The organism is Halosimplex amylolyticum (assembly GCF_051414035.1).
Classification (GTDB): Archaea; Halobacteriota; Halobacteria; order Halobacteriales; family Haloarculaceae; genus Halosimplex; species Halosimplex amylolyticum.
In genome coordinates this window covers 2160675-2178286 of sequence record NZ_JBLKNW010000001.1, presented here as the reverse complement: position 1 = coordinate 2178286, position 17612 = coordinate 2160675, and the positions used below count along the sequence as shown (strand labels likewise).

At 67.9% G+C, this 17612-nt stretch carries 14 protein-coding genes and 1 pseudogene; 14 read left to right on the top strand and 1 reads right to left on the bottom strand.

Annotated features, from left to right (window positions below; genetic code table 11):
- Both secY and ACMGFE_RS10465 read left to right on the top strand, forming a co-directional pair.
- The gene (secY, locus tag ACMGFE_RS10470; protein WP_436925100.1) at positions 1 to 1485 is read left to right on the top strand and encodes a preprotein translocase subunit SecY; all 1485 of its coding nucleotides are present in this window, start codon (positions 1 to 3) and stop codon (positions 1483 to 1485) included.
- 272 nt (positions 1486 to 1757) lie between these two features.
- Positions 1758 to 3104: a hypothetical protein gene (locus ACMGFE_RS10465; protein WP_436925099.1), complete on the top strand. Its 1347-nt coding sequence runs from the start codon at positions 1758 to 1760 to the stop codon at positions 3102 to 3104.
- Positions 3105 to 3239: 135 nt separating this feature from the next.
- Here ACMGFE_RS10465 and ACMGFE_RS10460 read toward each other — a convergent pair whose 3' ends face one another.
- Positions 3240 to 4451 carry an MFS transporter gene (locus ACMGFE_RS10460; protein ID WP_436925098.1) on the bottom strand — a complete coding sequence of 404 codons (1212 nt, stop codon included), beginning with the start codon at positions 4449 to 4451 and terminating at the stop codon, positions 3240 to 3242.
- Positions 4452 to 4789: 338 nt separating this feature from the next.
- On the opposite strand from ACMGFE_RS10460, the gene ACMGFE_RS10455 reads away from it, so the two are divergent.
- The 12 genes and pseudogenes from ACMGFE_RS10455 (at position 4790) to ACMGFE_RS10400 (ending at position 17562) form a co-directional block, all read left to right on the top strand.
- Entirely contained in the window at positions 4790 to 5035 is a 246-nt protein-coding gene (locus ACMGFE_RS10455) for a DUF4242 domain-containing protein (RefSeq protein ID WP_436925097.1), read from the top strand.
- Between the two features lie 361 nt (positions 5036 to 5396).
- Positions 5397 to 5993 (top strand): hypothetical protein, encoded by a 597-nt coding sequence (locus ACMGFE_RS10450; RefSeq protein WP_436925096.1) that lies wholly within the window; start codon positions 5397 to 5399, stop codon positions 5991 to 5993.
- Positions 5993 to 6733 carry a Rieske (2Fe-2S) protein gene (locus tag ACMGFE_RS10445; RefSeq protein WP_436925095.1) on the top strand — a complete coding sequence of 247 codons (741 nt, stop codon included), beginning with the start codon at positions 5993 to 5995 and terminating at the stop codon, positions 6731 to 6733. Before ACMGFE_RS10450 ends, ACMGFE_RS10445 begins: the two co-directional genes overlap by 1 nt.
- Before the next feature lie 2 nt (positions 6734 to 6735).
- The gene (locus ACMGFE_RS10440) at positions 6736 to 8274 is read left to right on the top strand and encodes a cytochrome b (RefSeq protein ID WP_436925094.1); all 1539 of its coding nucleotides are present in this window, start codon (positions 6736 to 6738) and stop codon (positions 8272 to 8274) included.
- Positions 8243 to 8488 (top strand): DUF8120 family protein, encoded by a 246-nt coding sequence (locus ACMGFE_RS10435; RefSeq protein WP_436925093.1) that lies wholly within the window; start codon positions 8243 to 8245, stop codon positions 8486 to 8488. Before ACMGFE_RS10440 ends, ACMGFE_RS10435 begins: the two co-directional genes overlap by 32 nt.
- A complete protein-coding gene (locus ACMGFE_RS10430; protein WP_436925092.1) occupies positions 8481 to 11648 on the top strand; it encodes a molybdopterin-dependent oxidoreductase in 3168 nt (1055 codons plus the stop codon). The genes ACMGFE_RS10435 and ACMGFE_RS10430 overlap by 8 nt, the downstream gene beginning before the upstream one ends.
- Positions 11645 to 12730 (top strand): nitrate reductase subunit beta, encoded by a 1086-nt coding sequence (gene narH / locus ACMGFE_RS10425; protein WP_436925091.1) that lies wholly within the window; start codon positions 11645 to 11647, stop codon positions 12728 to 12730. The genes ACMGFE_RS10430 and narH overlap by 4 nt, the downstream gene beginning before the upstream one ends.
- On the top strand, positions 12723 to 13565 hold the full coding sequence (locus ACMGFE_RS10420; RefSeq protein WP_436925090.1) for an ethylbenzene dehydrogenase-related protein: 843 nt from the start codon (positions 12723 to 12725) through the stop codon (positions 13563 to 13565). The genes narH and ACMGFE_RS10420 overlap by 8 nt, the downstream gene beginning before the upstream one ends.
- 16 nt (positions 13566 to 13581) lie before the next feature.
- Positions 13582 to 14301, top strand: a complete 720-nt coding sequence (locus ACMGFE_RS10415; RefSeq protein WP_436925089.1) for a molecular chaperone TorD family protein — start codon at positions 13582 to 13584, stop codon at positions 14299 to 14301.
- Complete coding sequence (locus ACMGFE_RS10410; RefSeq protein WP_436925088.1) at positions 14298 to 15212, top strand: DUF8068 family protein; 915 nt, start codon at positions 14298 to 14300, stop codon at positions 15210 to 15212. Before ACMGFE_RS10415 ends, ACMGFE_RS10410 begins: the two co-directional genes overlap by 4 nt.
- Positions 15213 to 15478: 266 nt before the next feature.
- Positions 15479 to 16306, top strand: a pseudogene (locus ACMGFE_RS10405) (HEAT repeat domain-containing protein); the annotation flags it as partial.
- 11 nt (positions 16307 to 16317) lie between these two features.
- Positions 16318 to 17562, top strand: coding sequence for a P-loop NTPase (locus ACMGFE_RS10400; protein ID WP_436925175.1), 1245 nt, complete (start codon positions 16318 to 16320; stop codon positions 17560 to 17562).
- Positions 17563 to 17612: the final 50 nt, after the last annotated feature.

Below are 17612 nucleotides of genomic sequence, written 5' to 3'. Positions count from 1 at the left end.
ATGGGCTGGAAGGACACCGCCGAACCGGTACTCACCCGCATGCCCACCGTCCAGCGACCGGAGGGGCACGTCCCCTTCAAGCGGAAACTCGGCTGGACGGCCGGCGTGCTGGTGCTGTACTTTTTCCTGACGAACGTCTACCTGTTCGGCCTCGGGGGCGGACAGGGCGGCGACGTCTTCGGACAGTTCCGTTCGATCCTGGCCGGTGGCCAGGGGACGATACTGCAACTCGGTATCGGACCGATCGTCACGGCGAGCATCGTGTTGCAGTTGCTCGGCGGTGCCGACCTACTCGGCCTCGACACGCAGAACAACCCCCGGGATCAGGTGCTCTACCAGGGCCTGCAGAAGTTCCTGGTGCTCGTGATGATCTGCCTGACCGGCCTGCCGATGGTGTTCGCCGGGAGCTTCCTGCCGGCCAGCGAGTCGCTCGCGCGGTCGTTCCCCGGCGGTATCATGGGCGTGAAGTGGCTGATGTTCGCCCAGATCTTCGTCGGCGGTGTCCTCATCCTCTACATGGACGAGGTCATCTCCAAGTGGGGCGTCGGCTCCGGGATCGGCCTGTTCATCATCGCCGGCGTCAGCCAGCGACTGATCGGCGGGCTCGTCTCGACGAGCTTCATCGGCAACGAGCAGAACATCGGCATCATCCCGACGTGGATCGGCATCCTCACCGGCCGCATCGACGTCGGCCCGATCCTCGGTAGCGGTTTCCAGACGCTCATCTTCGGCCAGGGGCAGATCCTCGCGCTGATCACGACGGTGCTGATCTTCGTCGTGGTCGTCTACGCGGAGAGCGTCCGCGTCGAGATCCCCCTGTCGAACACGCGCGTCAAGGGCGCCCGCGGTCGCTTCCCCGTGAAGCTCATCTACGCGAGCGTCCTGCCGATGATCCTCGTCCGCGCGCTGCAGGCGAACCTGCAGTTCCTGGGTCGCATCCTGCACGCGCAGCTGGGGAGTCTCCCGGCGTGGCTGGGAACGTACCAGTCGAGCCAGGGCGGCGTCGCCAACCCGGTCGGCGGCCTGTTCTACTACATGGCGCCGGTCCGCAGTCCCGGCCAGTGGATGTGGTGGCTCGGCCAGACGACCAACGAGCCCTGGCAGATCATGCTCCGCGTCGGCGTCGACCTGACGTTCATGGTCATCGGCGGCGCCATCTTCGCCATCTTCTGGGTCGAGACGACGGACATGGGTCCGGAGGCGACCGCCCAGCAGATCCACAACTCCGGGATGGAGATCCCCGGCTTCCGCCGGAACACCAGCGTCATCGAGAAGGTGCTCGAACGCTACATCCCGCAGGTGACCGTCATCGGCGGTGCGCTGGTCGGCCTGCTGGCCGTCCTCGCGAACATGATGGGCACCATCGGTGAGGTCTCCGGGACGGGCCTGCTGCTGACGGTCTCCATCACCTACAAGATCTACGAGGAGATCGCCGAAGAGCAGCTCATGGAGATGCACCCCATGATGCGCCAGATGTTCGGCTGACGTACCGCAGGGCTTCGTAGATCGGAACTCTCTGTGGCTCTGTCCTTTCTTCCGTGGTCTCGGTCCAGTCCGAGACGAGCGGCGCACGTAGGCGAAATAACTAGCCGGTACCGCCACCACGAACTCCGCGAAGCGTCTGAAAACAGTGCGGTCCCGACCTGGCCAGCGGTCGTCCTGCGGCCGCCCGATCCGTCTTCTCGACTCTTCGCCCAGGCCAATGATAGTTGTCGGCCCAACGTTATTATAGCAAATAGCGTTTAGAACTGTCACTTATGGACGCCGACCAGATAAGCGCATTCGATAACTTGGTCGTGGCCCTCCCCGGCGGAATCTTACTTCTGCTGCTGCTCGCGCTCCCAGAGGTCGCTTCGAGCATCGCCACCGCACTTCCGGCAGTGTTTCTCGAATCGCTGTTCCTCGCTGCAGGGTTCTCGCTCCTCTCGTACGCGCTCGGATACGTCTTGCAGACCATCGGAAGCGCCTTCGAAGACCAGCGAGCTGTGTTCCAGGAGTTGCTGGTCGACGGGTTCAAGCAGGGCAACAGCAACGAGTACAGGTTCGTGAAAGGGGCTGAAAAATACTTCAAGACGTCGTACACTATCGGTACAGGCCCGGACGAAAGTCTCCGAGAGAACAGGCTTCCGTCCCTCTTCTGGTTGGTTCGAAACCGTCTGTATCGGGAAACGAACCTCGCCGAGCGGTGGCTCATGCTCGAACAGTTCTCACGGTCTCTGATCGTCGCGTTCGCACTCGGAACTGCGGCCTATTCAGTCGCATTTCCGGTGTATCTTCTCAGTAACTACACCCGGGCGCTATTCGTCGTCTCTGCGGTTCCGCTCTTGCTGGTCGGGACCCTCGTCGCATACAGGCAGAAGGAAAAGTACGAGACAGCGTACGGTCACGCGCTCATACAGGGGTTCTATTCGAACGTGCTGATAGAAGCCGACGAGATAACGGAAGCGGACGTCAATCGAAATCTCGTTCCAGTGCCAAATCGCGTCGTCAGTTCGGACGGTAACCCGATCGCCCGTCCGCTCGTTCAACTGCGGAGATTACGAACGGCGATCACTCAACGCGTCACGGAACCGTTACGAAACGAGGATCGCCCGACACAAACGGAACTGCTCTTCCTGTATTTCTCCTCGATTTCGGACCTCCTCAGATTCACGATCGACGACATCTTCGTGAAGATACTGGAAGCGGAGCCGCCGCCGCAATCGACTTCCCTCCGCGATTCGACCAACGAAAATCAGTGGAGAACGATAGACGTCGACCTCATTAGACGCGATCTAGTCGATGACGAACAGAGAGCGTCCGACGACATCCGAAAGCGGATCGAGGAGATGGAGGTCGACCGGAAATTACGCGTTCTGGACGAATCGGGAATGATAACGAATAGCGAAAAGGGGCAAATTATCGACGCGATCGAGACGGCGTCCAGCGTATCGTTCGACGTGGACGACGGCCGTTCCACGTCGCAGTCGTACTACGATTTCCCGCCGGAGTTCCTGACGCCCGTAGAATACGAATTCGGATCCGCCAGAGCCATCGAATCGAAGGTCGGAAACGCGTTTACCGCAGCCAGGGTTCTCGTCGACGTCCGCGCTGGTGTGTGGTGAATGAACGTATAGAGGGGGTATTTTTCAAACGCCAGTAGAGCAGTAACCGCGATTAGGGCTCCTTCCAAACGGGCACCCCCCGTATACGTTCGAGAACATTTGGAGAGGTTCGTACAAATCCCTTTGGGCGGCGAGTTACTCCTCGGCGGATTCCGGGCGTCGGTATCGACGAGGGAGCGCCAGCGCGCTCACTCCGACGACGAGGATACCGGCACCGCAAACCACGAGGACGAGACGGTATCCGACACCGGACGCCGCGAAAGCGAACAGCAGTGGTCCGGTCCCGCGGCCGAGGAACGTCGCACTGTTCCGGAGACTGAGTGCGCCGGCTCGATAGCTCGACGGGGCCATGGCGTTGATCGATGCGTCCACAGACGGGAAGACGAGACCGTACCCGCCACCGAAGACCGCGGCTGCGATACCGAAGTGGAGCGGACCGCTGGCGAACCAGGTAGACAGGAGACCGACGGCGATAATGACGAACCCTGCCCCGATGAGTCGCCGCTCCTGTACCCGTGCGGCGAGCCGGCCGTTGTTCGCGGAGACGAACGCACTGACGAGCAGGTTCGCAGTGATGACCGCACCGACGACGACCGGTGCCGTCCTGTACTCCCCCACCAGGACGAACGGGAGGGCGGTCAGGATCGCGCCGAAGGTGGCGAACTCGACGAGTATCGCACTGCCGTAGAGACCGATCGCTGGACCGGTCGGCAACGCGGCGACGGCCCCGCGAATGTAGCCGATTCCCGTTTTCGGGCGCCCGCGAGCCGGTTCGGCGACCGCGTAGAGGGCGAACACGGCGACCGGGAATCCGACGACGTACGCGCCGAACGGAACGGTCCATCCGTATTCGACGAGCACGCCGCCGACGAGCGGGGCGAGAGCGGCTCCGACAAACAGCGTCGCCGCGTTCATCCCGATCACGGCGTTGCGTCGAACGCCATCGAACAGGTCACCGATCAGGGTCACGGTGACGATCAGCACCGCCGCGGCTGCGGCGCCCTGGACGAGTCGAAGGGAGAGGACGATCTCGAAGGCGGGACCGGCGGCGACGGCGGTACCGGCGGCGCTCCATATCACGAGCGCCGCCCCCATCACACGCCGGCGACCAGCGCGGTCGATGAGCACGCCGATGAGGGGGGACAGGATCACGGCGGGGAGGAAATACGCCACCACGACGAGGCTCGCACCGGCGTCACCGACGCCGAAGTGGTCCCGGATCGCCGGAAGAACCGGGCTCAGCATGGGGACGCCCAGCGGCAGGATCGCCGTGCTGGCGAGTATCGCCTGGAGCGGACGCGAACGCCACGGGACGGTGGCGCTGTCCGTCGGACTACTGCGATTCATGTGTTCTCTCCATGCTCGCTCTTCGTTCCTCTCAACGAGGTGAAGGCACTAAGGTATTACACGGAAACGACTCGGAGAAGGCTGCCGGTCTTCGAGGATCGCCCCTCCGACACCATCGACTGACCGGACCGGAGCGATATCACGGCCAATTCGAACTGTCGGGCTTCAGCAGGGGCGGAAGGCGGCGACCAGTGCCGGGACGGCGACCAGTGCCGGGACGGCGACCAGTGCCAGACTGGGAACGCTCTCCGGGCGGGTTGTTACTCGATTACTCAACCGTCGACCTGGCGTGAAATTGTTCACGGTTTTTCCGCCGCGGCGGCGTGGTACGAGTTGCGATGCCACTCTACATGGACATTCATAGAGACGTCGACGCGAGCGTCGAAGACGTCGTTGAGTCCCACAAGAAAGACGTCGAGACCCAGGAGGAACACGGGGTCGAATACCTGAACTACTGGGTAGACGAGGACGAAGGTGCCGTGTTCTGTCTGTTCGAAGGCCCGAGCAAAGAAGCAGGCGAGGCGGTGCACCGCGAAGCCCACGGGCTCGCCGCAGACGAGATCTTCGAAGTCGAACAGGGGTAGAACCGCCCCCCTCGCTCGAGGCCGACGCTCGCGTCGTTCGACGAGTGTCGGCAGGCGCTGCGACGATACAGACGACGACCACAGGTCGTCAGGGAACCCGGTAATCATCCGTTACGTCTCCGGTACCGTCTTTCTAGCTGTCCGCGAACGACTGTGGTCGCGAACTGGGAGGGAAGCTGGTATCCGGATACTGCGTATAACCTCCGTGTAACGAGTTCCACGCCGAGATTTCGAAGAAACACCGTCACGTGTTTACAAGTGGGCTCGTACTGACGCTCCTCGTTGTGAACTGGCACATTTCCTCTCGGTGTGACTCCAGTCCGACAGGTCGGGGAGTTCCTGGGCCGAAACGGGGGGCGCGATGAGGCGACCGACGGTCGTGGTCTTCGTTCTCGTCTCGCTGGTGTTGCTGCCGATGTGGTTCGTCGCCATCCAGGGCGAACCCCCCACTGAAGAGATAGAGATCGACCACAGCGCCAGCGAGATCCGGCCGCTGGACGGCTTCGTCGACACGCCGAACAAGCTCTCGCCGAGCCAGGTCGGCGTCATCGTCTGGGTCGCACTGTTCGCTCTCTTCGGCGTGCTCGCGGCGGCACACCGGTTCGTGAACGCGGCCGTGCGACCGCCGGACGCGGGACCCACGGCTCGCGACGACGAGGCGGCCGCCACCGACGGGGGCGTGGCGACCCCAACGTGGATGCAGACGAGGGATCGCTGGGTGGTCGAGTACCACGACGCGTCGGAAGGCGTCGAGGGGATCGTGGCGATGGGCGGACTGACGGTCCTCTCGATCGTCTTCGCCGCGCTGTTCACCGGCGAGTACTTCACGCTCGCGCGAACCCAGTACTTCGGGATCTACGCCGCCGGGATGTTCCTGTCGCTGACGGGACTCACGGTCGCCTACTACGCCTGGTTCATGCCGCACATCGAAGTCGCCGAACGAAGGGGGCACTCGTGATGACGGGGCCAGGCGACGACCGGAACGACGAGTCCAGCCACGGGTGCCCGTGTGCTAGATCGAACGACCCGGTGCCCGGCGCGGAGTTCGGCGACCTGGACGTCGCCCGAGCGGAGCCAGAGGGGGATGGCGATTCCGACGGCGGCGGGCGAGTCGTTCGGACGAGGTCCCTCGCGTCGGACGACCGGGGCGAGATAGAGCGCCGCGACGTCGCGAAGGGGCTCGCGACCGTCGGGGGGCTGACGGTGGTCGCGAGCCTGGCCGCGCCACTCGCGGGGCTCACGCGGGTGTTCGAACGCGGCTACTCCGGACCGGTGTACAGCGACGACGTGGCGCTCGTCGACGCCGAGGGCGAGCCGATCACGGAGGACTCCCTGGCGTTCGGTGACTTCACCACGGTGTTCCCGGAGACGAACCCCGGGATCGAAGACGCGCCGACGCTGCTGGTCAGGTTCGAGGAGGGGGAGTACGGCGACGGGACGAACGCCGACTGGATCGTCAGCGGCTACGCGGCGTACTCGAAGGTCTGCACGCACGCGGGATGTATGGTGTCGAACATCGACGACACCACGCTCGTCTGCCCCTGCCACGCGGGGAAGTTCGACCCGCTCTCGGGGGCCAGCGTCGTTGGCGGGCCGCCGCCGCGACCGCTGCCGCAACTCCCGATCCGGCTCTCGGAGGAGGGAACGCTCGTCGCCACGGGCGACTTCGAGGGGCCGATCGGTGCCGGGGGTGAGTGACCGTGGGCGACCGACTGGACCGGCTCTACCGGTGGTTCGACGGGCGCCTCGAACTCGACAGCCAGATCCCCATCCTCGGCAAGGCGTTCCCCGCCGAGGACTCGTACCTGCTCGGGGAGATCGCGCTGTTTTGCTTCCTCGTCCTCGTGCTCACGGGGATGTTCCTCGGGTTCTTCTTCGAGCCGTCGACGTCGGACGTCGAGTACGAGGGTAGCGTCGCGCAGTACCAGGGCGAGCAGTTGCCGGAGGCGTTCGTGAGCGTCCTGAACATCACCTACGAGGTGCCCTACGGGATGTTCCTGCGGCGGATGCACCACTGGGCGGCCCACCTCTTCGTCGCCGCCCTGTCGCTGCACATGCTCCGGGTGTTCTTCACCGGCGCCTACCAGAACCCCCGCGAGCCGAACTGGGTCGTCGGGTCGGGGCTGGCCGTCGCCTCGATGTTCGCGGCGTACACCGGCTACGCGCTGCCGTTCGACGAGTTCGCCAGCACCGCGACCGGGATCGGCTACAGCATCGCGAATTCCGTCCCGATAGTGGGGGATATCCTCGGCGCGATCGTCTTCGGCGGCGAGTACCCCTCGAGCGCGACGGTGCCGCGGTTTTACTTCATCCACGTCTTCCTCTTGCCGGCCGTCATCGCGGGGCTGATCGCCGTCCACATGGCGATCCTCGTCAGGCAGAAACACACGGAGGCGCCGCGGGAGGACGACCTCGTGGGCGAGGGCAGGCGAATCAACCGCGACGACGACAGCGTCGTGGTCGGCCTGCCGGCGTTCCCGAACCAGGCCGCCATCAGCGCGATCGTGTTCTTCCTGACGATGGCGACGTTGTCACTGCTGGCCGCGTTCCTGCCGGTCCACAACGTCGCCGAGTACGGGCCGAACGACCCGGCGTCGACGCCCGAACTCATCATGCCCGACTGGTTCCTGATGTGGGTGTTCGGCTTCCTGAAGCTGCTGCCCGGGTGGTTGAGCTTCGACCTGCTCGGCGTCCACGTCAGCACGGAGTTCATCGGCGGGATGATGCTACCGGGGATCGTCTTCGGCCTCCTGTTCGTCTGGCCGTTCATCGACTCCCGGGACGAGCCCCGCCACTTCTCGGTGGACCCGCTCGCCCGCGCCTGGCAGACCGCGGTCGGCGTCGCCGGCGTCGTGTTCATCATGATCGCCTCCATCGCGGGGATGAACACTATCGTCGCCGACATCACCGGCCTCTCGACGGGGGTCATCAACCCGATACTGCTGGCCGCGACGATCCTCGGGCCGATCGTCGCCGGCGCGATCACGTACCTCGCCATCGACCGGTACGACGGCCCGCTGTACGGGACCCGCCCGGAGGTCACCCCGGACGGCGGCGAGCGAGCCGCCTCGGGCGAAACCAGCGGGGAGCGGTCGGGGGACGACCCCGGCGGCAAGGCGTCGGGAGGAGACGGCGACGAGCCACCGGGAGGGGGCGGCGACGAGCCGCCGGGAAGGGACGACGACGAGCCGCCGGGAAGGGACGACAGTGAGCCAGCGGGGGGTGACGACGGTGCGTGACGCCGGCGGGCGGTTCGCGCTCGACCCGCGGACCTACCGGTGGGCCGACCGGCTGAGTAAGCTCGGCGGGGTGGCGCTCGTGGCAGCCGGCCTCGAAGTCGGAGGGGGCTCTGTGGTGGGAGTCGCGCTCGGCGCGAGCGGTGCGGCGCTCGCGCTCAGTACCGTGTTCGTCGAACGAACGGCCGATCCGGCACGCGACGATACAGATGAGTGACCACAGATCCAACGACGACAGAGACAGCCAGCGAACCGACTCCGGAACGAGGACCGTCGACCGTCGCTCGTTCCTGAAGGGAGCGGGCGTCGCGGCGGCCCTCGGTGCGAGCGGCACGGGCCTCGCCCAGGAGTTCTTCCAGCTCGACGGGCTCCAGACGGTCCCCGACGGCGACTACATCGGGGACTACCAGTACCGCGACTGGGAAGACCTCTACCGCGAGGAGTGGGACTGGGACTCGGTCTCCCGGAGCACCCACGGCGTCAACTGCACGGGTTCCTGCTCGTGGAACGTCTACGTCAAGAACGGCCAGGTCTGGCGCGAGGAGCAGGCCGCCGACTATCCGCAGTTCGACGAGGACGTCCCCGACCCCAACCCCCGCGGCTGCCAGAAGGGCGCCTGCTACACCGACTACGTCAACGCCGACCACCGGGTGACCACCCCGTTGCGGCGGGTCGGCGAGCGCGGCGAAGGCCAGTGGCAACAGATCTCCTGGGACGAAGCGCTCACCGAGATCGCCGAGAAGGTCATCGAGGAGGTGCAGGCCGAGCGCTACGACGGTGTCTCGGGGTTCACCCCGATCCCGGCGATGAGCCCGGTCTCCTTCGCCAGCGGGTCGCGACTCATCCGCCTCCTGGGCGGGGTCTCGCACTCCTTCTACGACTGGTACTCGGACCTGCCCCCCGGCGAGCCGCTGACGTGGGGCGTCCAGACGGACAACGCCGAGAGCGCCGACTGGTACAACGCCGACTACATCATCGCCTGGGGGTCGAACGTCAACGTGACGCGCATCCCCGACGCGAAGTACTTCCTGGAGGCGGCCTACGAGGGGACCAAGCGCGTCGGCGTCTTCCCCGATTACTCCCAGACCGCCATCCACTGCGACGAGTGGCTCGCCCCGGACCCGGGGTCGGACATCGCCCTCGCGCTGGGGATGGCCCGGACGATCGTCGACGAGGACATGTACGACGAGGCCCACCTCAAAGAGCAGTCGGACATGCCGCTGCTCGTCCGCGAGGACACTGGCAAGTTCCTGCGCGCGAGCGAGGTCCCGGGCCTCGGAGGCGACGCGGGCGACCCCGAGAAGGTGTTCGTCCTCGCAGACGGAGAGGGCGGACTGCGGACCGCGCCGGGGTCGCTCGGCAACCGCGCCGGTGAGTACGACCCCGAAGCCAGCATCGAACTCGACTTCGACCCCCGGCTCGACGTCGACGACTCCGTCGACGCGGCCGACGGGTCTGTGCGGGTCCGGACGGTCTGGAACCGGCTCCAGGACGAGCTCTCGCAGTACGATCCGGAGTTCGTCTACGACGAGACCGGCGTCGGCACGGAGACCTACCAGCGGATCGCTCGCGAGTTCGCCGACGTCGAGCGCGCGAAGGTCATCCACGGCAAGGGCGTCAACGACTGGTACCACAACGACCTGGGCAACCGCTCCATCCAGTTGCTCCTCACGCTGACCGGGAACCTCGGTCGTCAGGGCACCGGTTTCGACCACTACGTCGGCCAGGAGAAGATCTGGACGTTCCACGGCTGGTCGGAACTGGCCTTCCCCGTCCCGGGACGATCGGTCGCCACGGCGCTGTGGACCTACTACCACGGCGGTATCCTCGGCGAGGTCGACGACGACACCCGCGAACGCATCCAGGAATCGATCGACCGGGGGTGGATGCCGGTGTACCCCGAACGCCGCGAGGACGGGACCCGTCCCGACCCCTCGGTCATGTTCATCTGGCGGGGGAACTACTTCAACCAGTCCAAGGGCGGGGTCTCCATCAAACAGAACCTGTGGCCGAAGCTGGACCTCGTCGTCGACATCAACTTCCGGATGGACTCCTCGGCGCTGTACTCGGACATCGTGCTCCCCGCGGCGAGCCACTACGAGAAGTACGACCTGAACATGACGGACATGCACACGTACGTGCACCCGTTCACGCCCGCGGTCGAACCGCTGGGCGAGTCGAAGACCGACTGGCAGATCTTCCGGGAGCTCGCCCAGAAGATCCAGGAACTCGCGAGCGAACGGGACCTCGAACCGGTCGACGACCGGTCGTTCGACCGCCAGATCGACCTGACGACGGTCCACGACGACTACGTCCGCGACCAGTTGACCGGCGAGGCCGGCGCGCTGGCCGAAGACCGCGCCGCCTGCGAGTTCATCCTCGAACACTCCGAGGAGACGAACCCGGGGAGCGTGTCGGGGGACGACGAGGAGGCGCCCGCGAGAGACGGTGCGGAAGAAGACGCGGCCGCCGCCGACTCGGAGGGTAACGAGACGTCGTCGGGCGGCGACGACACTGGCGGCGCTGGCGACGAAACCGCTGCGCAGACCGGGCAAGGCCAGCAGATCACGTTCGACGACATCGACGAGCAGCCCCGTCGGTTCCTGGCCTCGGGCGACCACTGGACATCGCCGATCGAGGACGGGGAGGCGTACACGCCGTGGAAACGCTTCGTTCAGGACAAGGAGCCGTGGCCGACGTTCACCGGGCGCCAGCAGTACTACATCGACCACGACTGGTTCCTCGATTTCGACGAGGAGCTCCCGACGCACAAGCGCCCGTACGAACCGCAGGACCCCGAAGAGTACACCCTGCGATACAACACGCCGCACGGCCGGTGGTCGATCCACTCGACGTGGCGGGACAACGAGACGATGCTCCGGCTGCAGCGCGGCGAACCGCTCGTCTATCTCCACCCCGACGACGCCGCAGCGCGGGACATCGAGGACGGCGACGTCGTGCGGGTGTACAACGACACCGACGAACTACAGCTCCAGGCGAAGGTGTACCCGAGCAGCGAGCCGGGGACTGCGCGGATGTACTTCGCCTGGGAGCGATTCCAGTTCGAGAGCCGCGGCAACTTCAACACCCTCGTGGACATGTACATGAAACCCACGCAGCTCGTCCAGTACCCGGAGGACAGCGGCGAACACCTCTCGTTCCGGCCCAACTACTGGGGCCCGACCGGCGTCAACAGCGACGTCAACGTCGAGGTCGAACTCGTCGAGTCGATGGACCGGAGCTGGCTGGAGACCGACGACGCGGACAACGTCAGCGGCGACACCGACGACACCGTGGACGGAGCCGACGGGGAGACGGAGACCCCGACCGCGACGGACGGCGGTTCCAGCGACGAGGACGGGGGTGACGGCCAGTGAGTCTCCAGGAGGATGACGGCGCGACCGTCGAACTGGCCGACGGCGTCGACCACCAGGTCGCGATGGTGATGGACCTCAACAAGTGCATCGGTTGCCAGACCTGCACGGTCGCGTGCAAGACCCTCTGGACGGAGGGCGGCGGCCGGGAGTACATGTACTGGAACAACGTCGAGACCAAGCCCGGTCGCGGCTACCCGCGCGACTGGGAGGAGAAGGGCGGCGGGTTCGAGTCCGCCGAGCAGGCCGACATGGAAGACACCCACGGCGAGCGCGAGGTCGGCGAACTCCCCAGCCAGGAAGACTGGGGGCGCCCCTGGGAGTTCAACCACGACGAGATCTTCTACGACGGCAGCGACGAGTCGCTCCGGCCGAAGGGGGAGACGCCCGAGTGGGGCCCGAACTGGGACGAGGACCAGGGCGCCGGCGAGTACCCCAACAGCTACTACTTCTACCTGCCGCGGATCTGCAACCACTGCACGCACCCCTCCTGCGCCGAGGCCTGCCCGCGGAAGGCATTATACAAGCGCGAGGAGGACGGTATCGTCCTCGTCGACCAGGAGCGCTGCCGGGGGTATCGCTACTGCGTCGAGGGCTGTCCGTACAACAAGGTCCACTTCAACGTCCTGAAGAAGAAATCGGAGAAGTGCATCTTCTGTTATCCCCGCAAGGAGGCGGAGGGACCCGACGACGAGGTGCGCCCGCCGGCCTGCGCGACGGAGTGTCCGCCGCAGCTCCGGCTGGTCGGCTTCCTCGACGACGAGGACGGCCCCATCTACAAGCTCGTCGAGGAGTACGAGGTCGCGCTGCGACTCCACCCCGAGTTCCACACGGAGCCGAACGTCTACTACATCCCGCCGTTCGCCCCGCCCCAACACACGGAAGACGGCGAGTCGGTCGACATCGAACGGATCCCGCGGCCGTACCTGGAGGAGCTGTTCGGCGACGACGTCCACGACGCGCTCGACACCATCGAGCGCCACCGCGACCGGGTCCGCCGCGGCGAGGACAGCGAGCTGATGGACCTGCTCACCACGAAAGACATGGCGAAACAGTACCGTCTGGAGGTCTTCGAAGATGGGTGAGGGGGAGGGACGGCGGGATCGATCGCTGCTGCCCGTCGCGGTCGCGGTCACGCTCGTGGCGCTGGCCGCGGTCGCACCGACGCTCGTCGGCGCGCGGCCGGCCAACGAGGTGCCCGTGACGGAACTCCAGGACGCTCGCGCCTCGCTGTCGGACCCGACCGGCGACGCGTGGGGCCAGACGCCCTCGAAGGAGGTCTCGCTGGCGAGCGCGCCGAGCGGCGCGCCCAACGCCGACGACACGACCATCGAGGTGATCCGGGTCCGCGCCGCGGAGACCGACGACCAGCTGTTCGTCCGGCTCGACTGGGAGGACCCGTCCGCCGACGCGAACCTCACGGGCAGTCGCTACGAGACGCCGCGGGTGAACTCCTTCGGGGACGCGGTCGCGGTCCAGCTCCCCGCCAACGAGAGCGCCAACCCGGGGATCGCGATGGGGAGCGACCGCACGCCGGTCAACCTCTGGTACTGGGGAGCGTCGACCGGCGGACAGGAACTGCTCGCCGGCGGCCCGGGCACGACGACGCGGGTGAACCCGTCTGTCGCGAGCAACGCCACCTACGAGGACGGGCACTGGCACGTGGTGTTCGCCCGCAACGTCACCGTCGACCGGGAGAACCGCACGAACTTCGACGTGGACCAGGACGTCCAGGTCGCCTTCGCGGTCTGGAACGGCAACAACTCCGAACGGGCGGGCCAGAAGGCCGTCAGCGAGTGGCAGTACTTCCCGCTCGGTCCCGGCCCGGAGGGACCGCCCTACGAGGCGATCCTGTGGGTGGTCGCGGGGATCGCGGTCCTGATCGTGATCGTCGCGACGGTGGTCGGCGTGCGGTCGTAGCGACCCAGGATTTTCCATGACAACGAACCCGACACGCGATACGGACGTCGAATCGGACGGTCGATCGAGCCCCGCGGTCCCAGTCGCGGAGATAGATGCGGACGCTGGCGCGCGCGGCGCCGTCTACGCCCTGCTCGCGCGGGCGTTCGTCCACCCCGACGAGTCGTTCCACCGGGCGCTGGCCGGCGGCGACGTCGCCGCGGAGATCGACGCGCTGCTCGACGACGCGTCGGTGACGGTCGACGCGCCCCGGCCGACGACCGACGACGACTACGAGACGCTCTGTGCCAGGTACAACGACCTCTTCGTCGTCGGGTACGCCGAGTACGAGGACCGCACCGACGGGAGCCTGAACGCCATGGGACCGCCGGTCCCGCTGTACGAATCGGCGTACCGCTCGGACGTCTCGTGGACCGACGTCAACCTCGATCTGGCCCGCGCCTACGACTACTACGACCTGAGCGTCGACACCGACCAGCGGGACCACCACGACCACCTGCGACTGCAACTGGAGTTCGCCGGCTACCTCGCCCGCTGGGAATCGCTCGCAGACAGCGGCGCCGACGCCGCGCGGCTGGACTTCCTCGACCGCCACCTCCGGATCGTCGCGGAGGGGGTCGCAGAGCGGGTCGACGAGGAGCCGGGCACGGGCGCGTACGGCGAGTTCGCCGCGCTGCTGGACGCGTTCACCGCCGCCGATCGGGCCGACCTGATGGCCCGCGTGGAGGGTGAGTGACCGTGTCCGGCGACGCGCTAACGGGCGGCCGACTCGCGGACGTCCGCGCGGCGGTCGCGCGGTATCGGCTCCCGCCCGCCGACGACGTCAGGGCGGTCGGCGGCGTCCTGGCGGCGGCGGCCGTCTGTCTGCTGGTCGCCGCGAGAGTCGCGATCAACGCCCCGCTCGGGCGATCTCCCGCGGGTATCCAGTCCGTCCACACCGTCGCGAGCGCGGGCGCGGTCGTCGTGCCCGCGGCCGCAGCGGTCGCGCTCGGGGCGGTCGCGGACGCGGACCGGGCGGTCGTCGGGCTGGTCGCCGCGGGCGTGTTCTCGCTGCTCGCGCCGCTCGCCTCCCCCGCCGGACTCCCGGCGGTCGGCGTCCTGCCCGTGGCCGCGCTCCTGGTGACGGTTCCGGCCGGGGACGGCGACGTTCGCAGCGCGCCGGACCGCTGGCTGTTCGCGGGGCTGGTGACCGCCGGCGTCGCCGCCGCGCTCGGCGCGACGACGGGTGTGCTCGGGCCGGACGCTCGCTCGATCGGGACGCTCGCGGCGTTCCTCGCCCTCGCCGCCGCCCCCGCGGTCGTCGGCGTCTCGCGGCGCGCCCTGTCCGTCGGCGCGGTCGTCGCGGTCGCCGTCGCGGCCGGGAGTCTCGCGGCGCCGTTTGTCGCCGGAGCGACGCTGCTGGCGGTCGGCGCGGCCGTCGATCCCGGCGTCGCCGTCGCGGCGCTCGGTCTCGGCGGCGGTGGCGCGGTCGTCGCCGACGGCGCGTTCCGACGGCAGCGGCAACGCTGGTCCGGTGGCCTGCTGCTGGTCGCCGCCGGGGTCCCGGCCACGGTCCCGCGGGCGCTCGCGGTCGTGCTCGGGGCGCACCTCCTGCTCGTCACCACCGCGCGGTCCGGCGACGAGGCGGACGGGGGTGACCCGTCGTGAGTCCCGATCGCGAGCGCGGCGACGGCGCCGGCCGCGAACACGGCGACGGCCCTGACGGAACGGGCCAGGACTGCGGCTGCGGGTCGGGTGGCGGGCACGACCACGGCGACGCCTGTGGGTGCGGATCCAGTGGAGGTCACGACCACGGAGACGCTTGCGGGTGCGGCTCGGGAGGAGGCCACGGCCACGGCGGCGATTGCGGGTGCGGATCAGGCAGAGGGAACGGTTCCGGTGGGGGTCACGGTCACAGCGACGGCCACGGACACGAGCAGGACCCCGAGGAGGGACCGCCGGACCCCCAGCTCGACCCCGAGGCGAGCCCGGGGTTCGGCGTCGAGCCGGAAGGCCTCTCGGACATCGAGGTCAGCCGCGACGTCGAGATCGGGGAAGCGACCCCGGAAGAGCTGATGGCCAGCGACACCGACCCGGTGGACGGCGAGCCGGCCGGGGTGCTCCTCGAACGGGTGCGTTCGGGGACGAAGATACAGCGGCGGCGGGCCGCCCTGGCGCTGGCCGACGCGGACGACCCGAGCGACCGCGTCGCGCAGACGCTCGCCGGCGTCGCCCAGTCCGACGACGACGCGGACGTCCGGCAGTTCGCCGTCGAAGCGCTCGGGAAGATCGGCGGCGAGATCGCCGAGCGCGGCGCCCGGGCGGTGACGCGGGACGCTGACCCGTGGGTCCGGGCCGAGGCGATCGTCACGATCGACCGGCTCGACCGGGCCGCCCACGAGGACCGCCTCGACGACGCGCTCGACGACGACCACCACGCCGTGCGACGCAACGCGCTCATCTCGCTGTTCAAACTGCGCGGCGAGGACGCCCGCGACGACCTGCTGCGGGCGCTCGACGACCCCAGCGAGCGGGTCCGCGAGTGGGCCGCGCACATGCTCGCCGGCGTCGACGACGACGCCGCCCGCGAAGCGCTTAAACGGACTGCGACCCGGGACGAGCAGGGGGTCGTCAGGGCCACTGCGGCCAACGCGATCCAGGAGGACCCCGACCGGTTCCGCCGCTCGTTCAGCGGCGCGCTCTCCGAGAGCGACACGTTGCTCCCCGGCGAAGACCTGCTCAACCGACAGCCAGACCTCTGATACCCATGAGTATGCCAGACACCGAACTCCGGGAACGAGTCGAAGCCGCCCTGCGACGCGTCGAGGACCCGCGGGTGGACATGAACGTCTTCGAGGCCGGCCTCGTCGAGGAGGTCCGCGTCGACGACGGCGCCGTCGCGGTCGAGGCCGCACTGGAGGGGTTCGACGGAACCGCCGTCGAGTCCGTCACCGAAGCGATCGCGACGGCGACGGCCGACGTCGAGGGGGTCGAACGGGCCCACGTCGAACCGGCGGCGCCGGCCGCGGCCGACGACCCGGTCTCCGTGACGGAGATCGAGACGGTCGTCGCCGTCGCGAGCACGAAGGGCGGCGTCGGCAAGACGACCGTCGCGACGCAGCTGGCTTGCGCGCTCGCGGCCGACGAGTCGATCGCGCTGTTCGACGCCGACATCTACGGCCCGAACGTGCCGTCGCTGCTCGGCGTCGACGGCGTGATCCGCGCCGACGAGGACGACCGGCCGATCCCGGTGTCGGTCGGCCCGATCGAACTGATGAGCGCCGATCTGTTGACGGAGGGCGGGCCGCTGGCCTGGCGCGGGGCGATGGCCCACGACGCCCTGACCGAACTGTTCGAGTCGACCGCCTGGAGCGACCCGGAGACGATGGTGATCGACCTGCCGCCGGGGACCGGCGACGTGGCGCTGACGACGCTCCAGGAGGTCCCGGTCGACGGCGTCGTCCTCGTCACCACGCCGTTCCACACGAGCGTCGAGGACACCCGCCGCAGCGTCGAACTCTTCGAGGAGAACGGCGTCCCCGTCCTCGGGACCGTCGTGAACATGGACCGGTTCACCTGCGACTGCGGCCGCGAACACGACCTCTTCCCCAGCGAGGCCGTCGGGGAGGCGATGGACCTCCCGGTGCTGGCCCGCCTCCCCTTCGACCGGGAGATGCAGGCCGATCCCTCGCCGGGGTCGGCGCCCGACGCCGTGCGGGCGCTCGCGGCGGACGTCCGGGAGCGCCTGGACGGCGTCGACCGCATCGCGGTGCCCGACGACGCCGTCGACCTCCGGGGCAGACCGCCGGAGCAGCGCTTCGAGCGGGTCCGGGACGCGTTCGCGTCGCTCGACTCCGGCGAGCGGGTCCACGTCGTCAGCGACCGCGACCCGACGCCCGCCGGCGAGTTCCTCGTCGAGTTACTGGGCGAGTCCGGCGCCCCGTCCGCGGTTCTGGGGGAGTTCGCGGTCGACCGTCGCGGGCCCGACGAGTGGGTGTTCGTGGCCGAGCGCCCCTGACAGGGCGCCCCGACTCGCCGCATCGCAAACCGTTTTGGCGGTTCCGGTCT

Excerpts from the sequence above, each read along its gene's own strand:
- ACMGFE_RS10415 (WP_436925089.1), top strand. The coding sequence starts at position 13,582 with ATGACAACGAACCCGACACGCGATACGGACGTCGAATCGGACGGTCGA.
- secY (WP_436925100.1), top strand. The coding sequence starts at position 1 with ATGGGCTGGAAGGACACCGCCGAACCGGTACTCACCCGCATGCCCACC.
- ACMGFE_RS10450 (WP_436925096.1), top strand. The coding sequence starts at position 5,397 with ATGAGGCGACCGACGGTCGTGGTCTTCGTTCTCGTCTCGCTGGTGTTG.
- ACMGFE_RS10455 (WP_436925097.1), top strand. The coding sequence starts at position 4,790 with ATGCCACTCTACATGGACATTCATAGAGACGTCGACGCGAGCGTCGAA.
- ACMGFE_RS10420 (WP_436925090.1), top strand. The coding sequence starts at position 12,723 with ATGGGTGAGGGGGAGGGACGGCGGGATCGATCGCTGCTGCCCGTCGCG.
- ACMGFE_RS10430 (WP_436925092.1), top strand. The coding sequence starts at position 8,481 with ATGAGTGACCACAGATCCAACGACGACAGAGACAGCCAGCGAACCGAC.
- ACMGFE_RS10400 (WP_436925175.1), top strand. The coding sequence starts at position 16,318 with ATGCCAGACACCGAACTCCGGGAACGAGTCGAAGCCGCCCTGCGACGC.
- ACMGFE_RS10465 (WP_436925099.1), top strand. The coding sequence starts at position 1,758 with ATGGACGCCGACCAGATAAGCGCATTCGATAACTTGGTCGTGGCCCTC.
- ACMGFE_RS10445 (WP_436925095.1), top strand. The coding sequence starts at position 5,993 with ATGACGGGGCCAGGCGACGACCGGAACGACGAGTCCAGCCACGGGTGC.
- ACMGFE_RS10460 (WP_436925098.1), bottom strand. The coding sequence starts at position 4,451 with ATGAATCGCAGTAGTCCGACGGACAGCGCCACCGTCCCGTGGCGTTCG.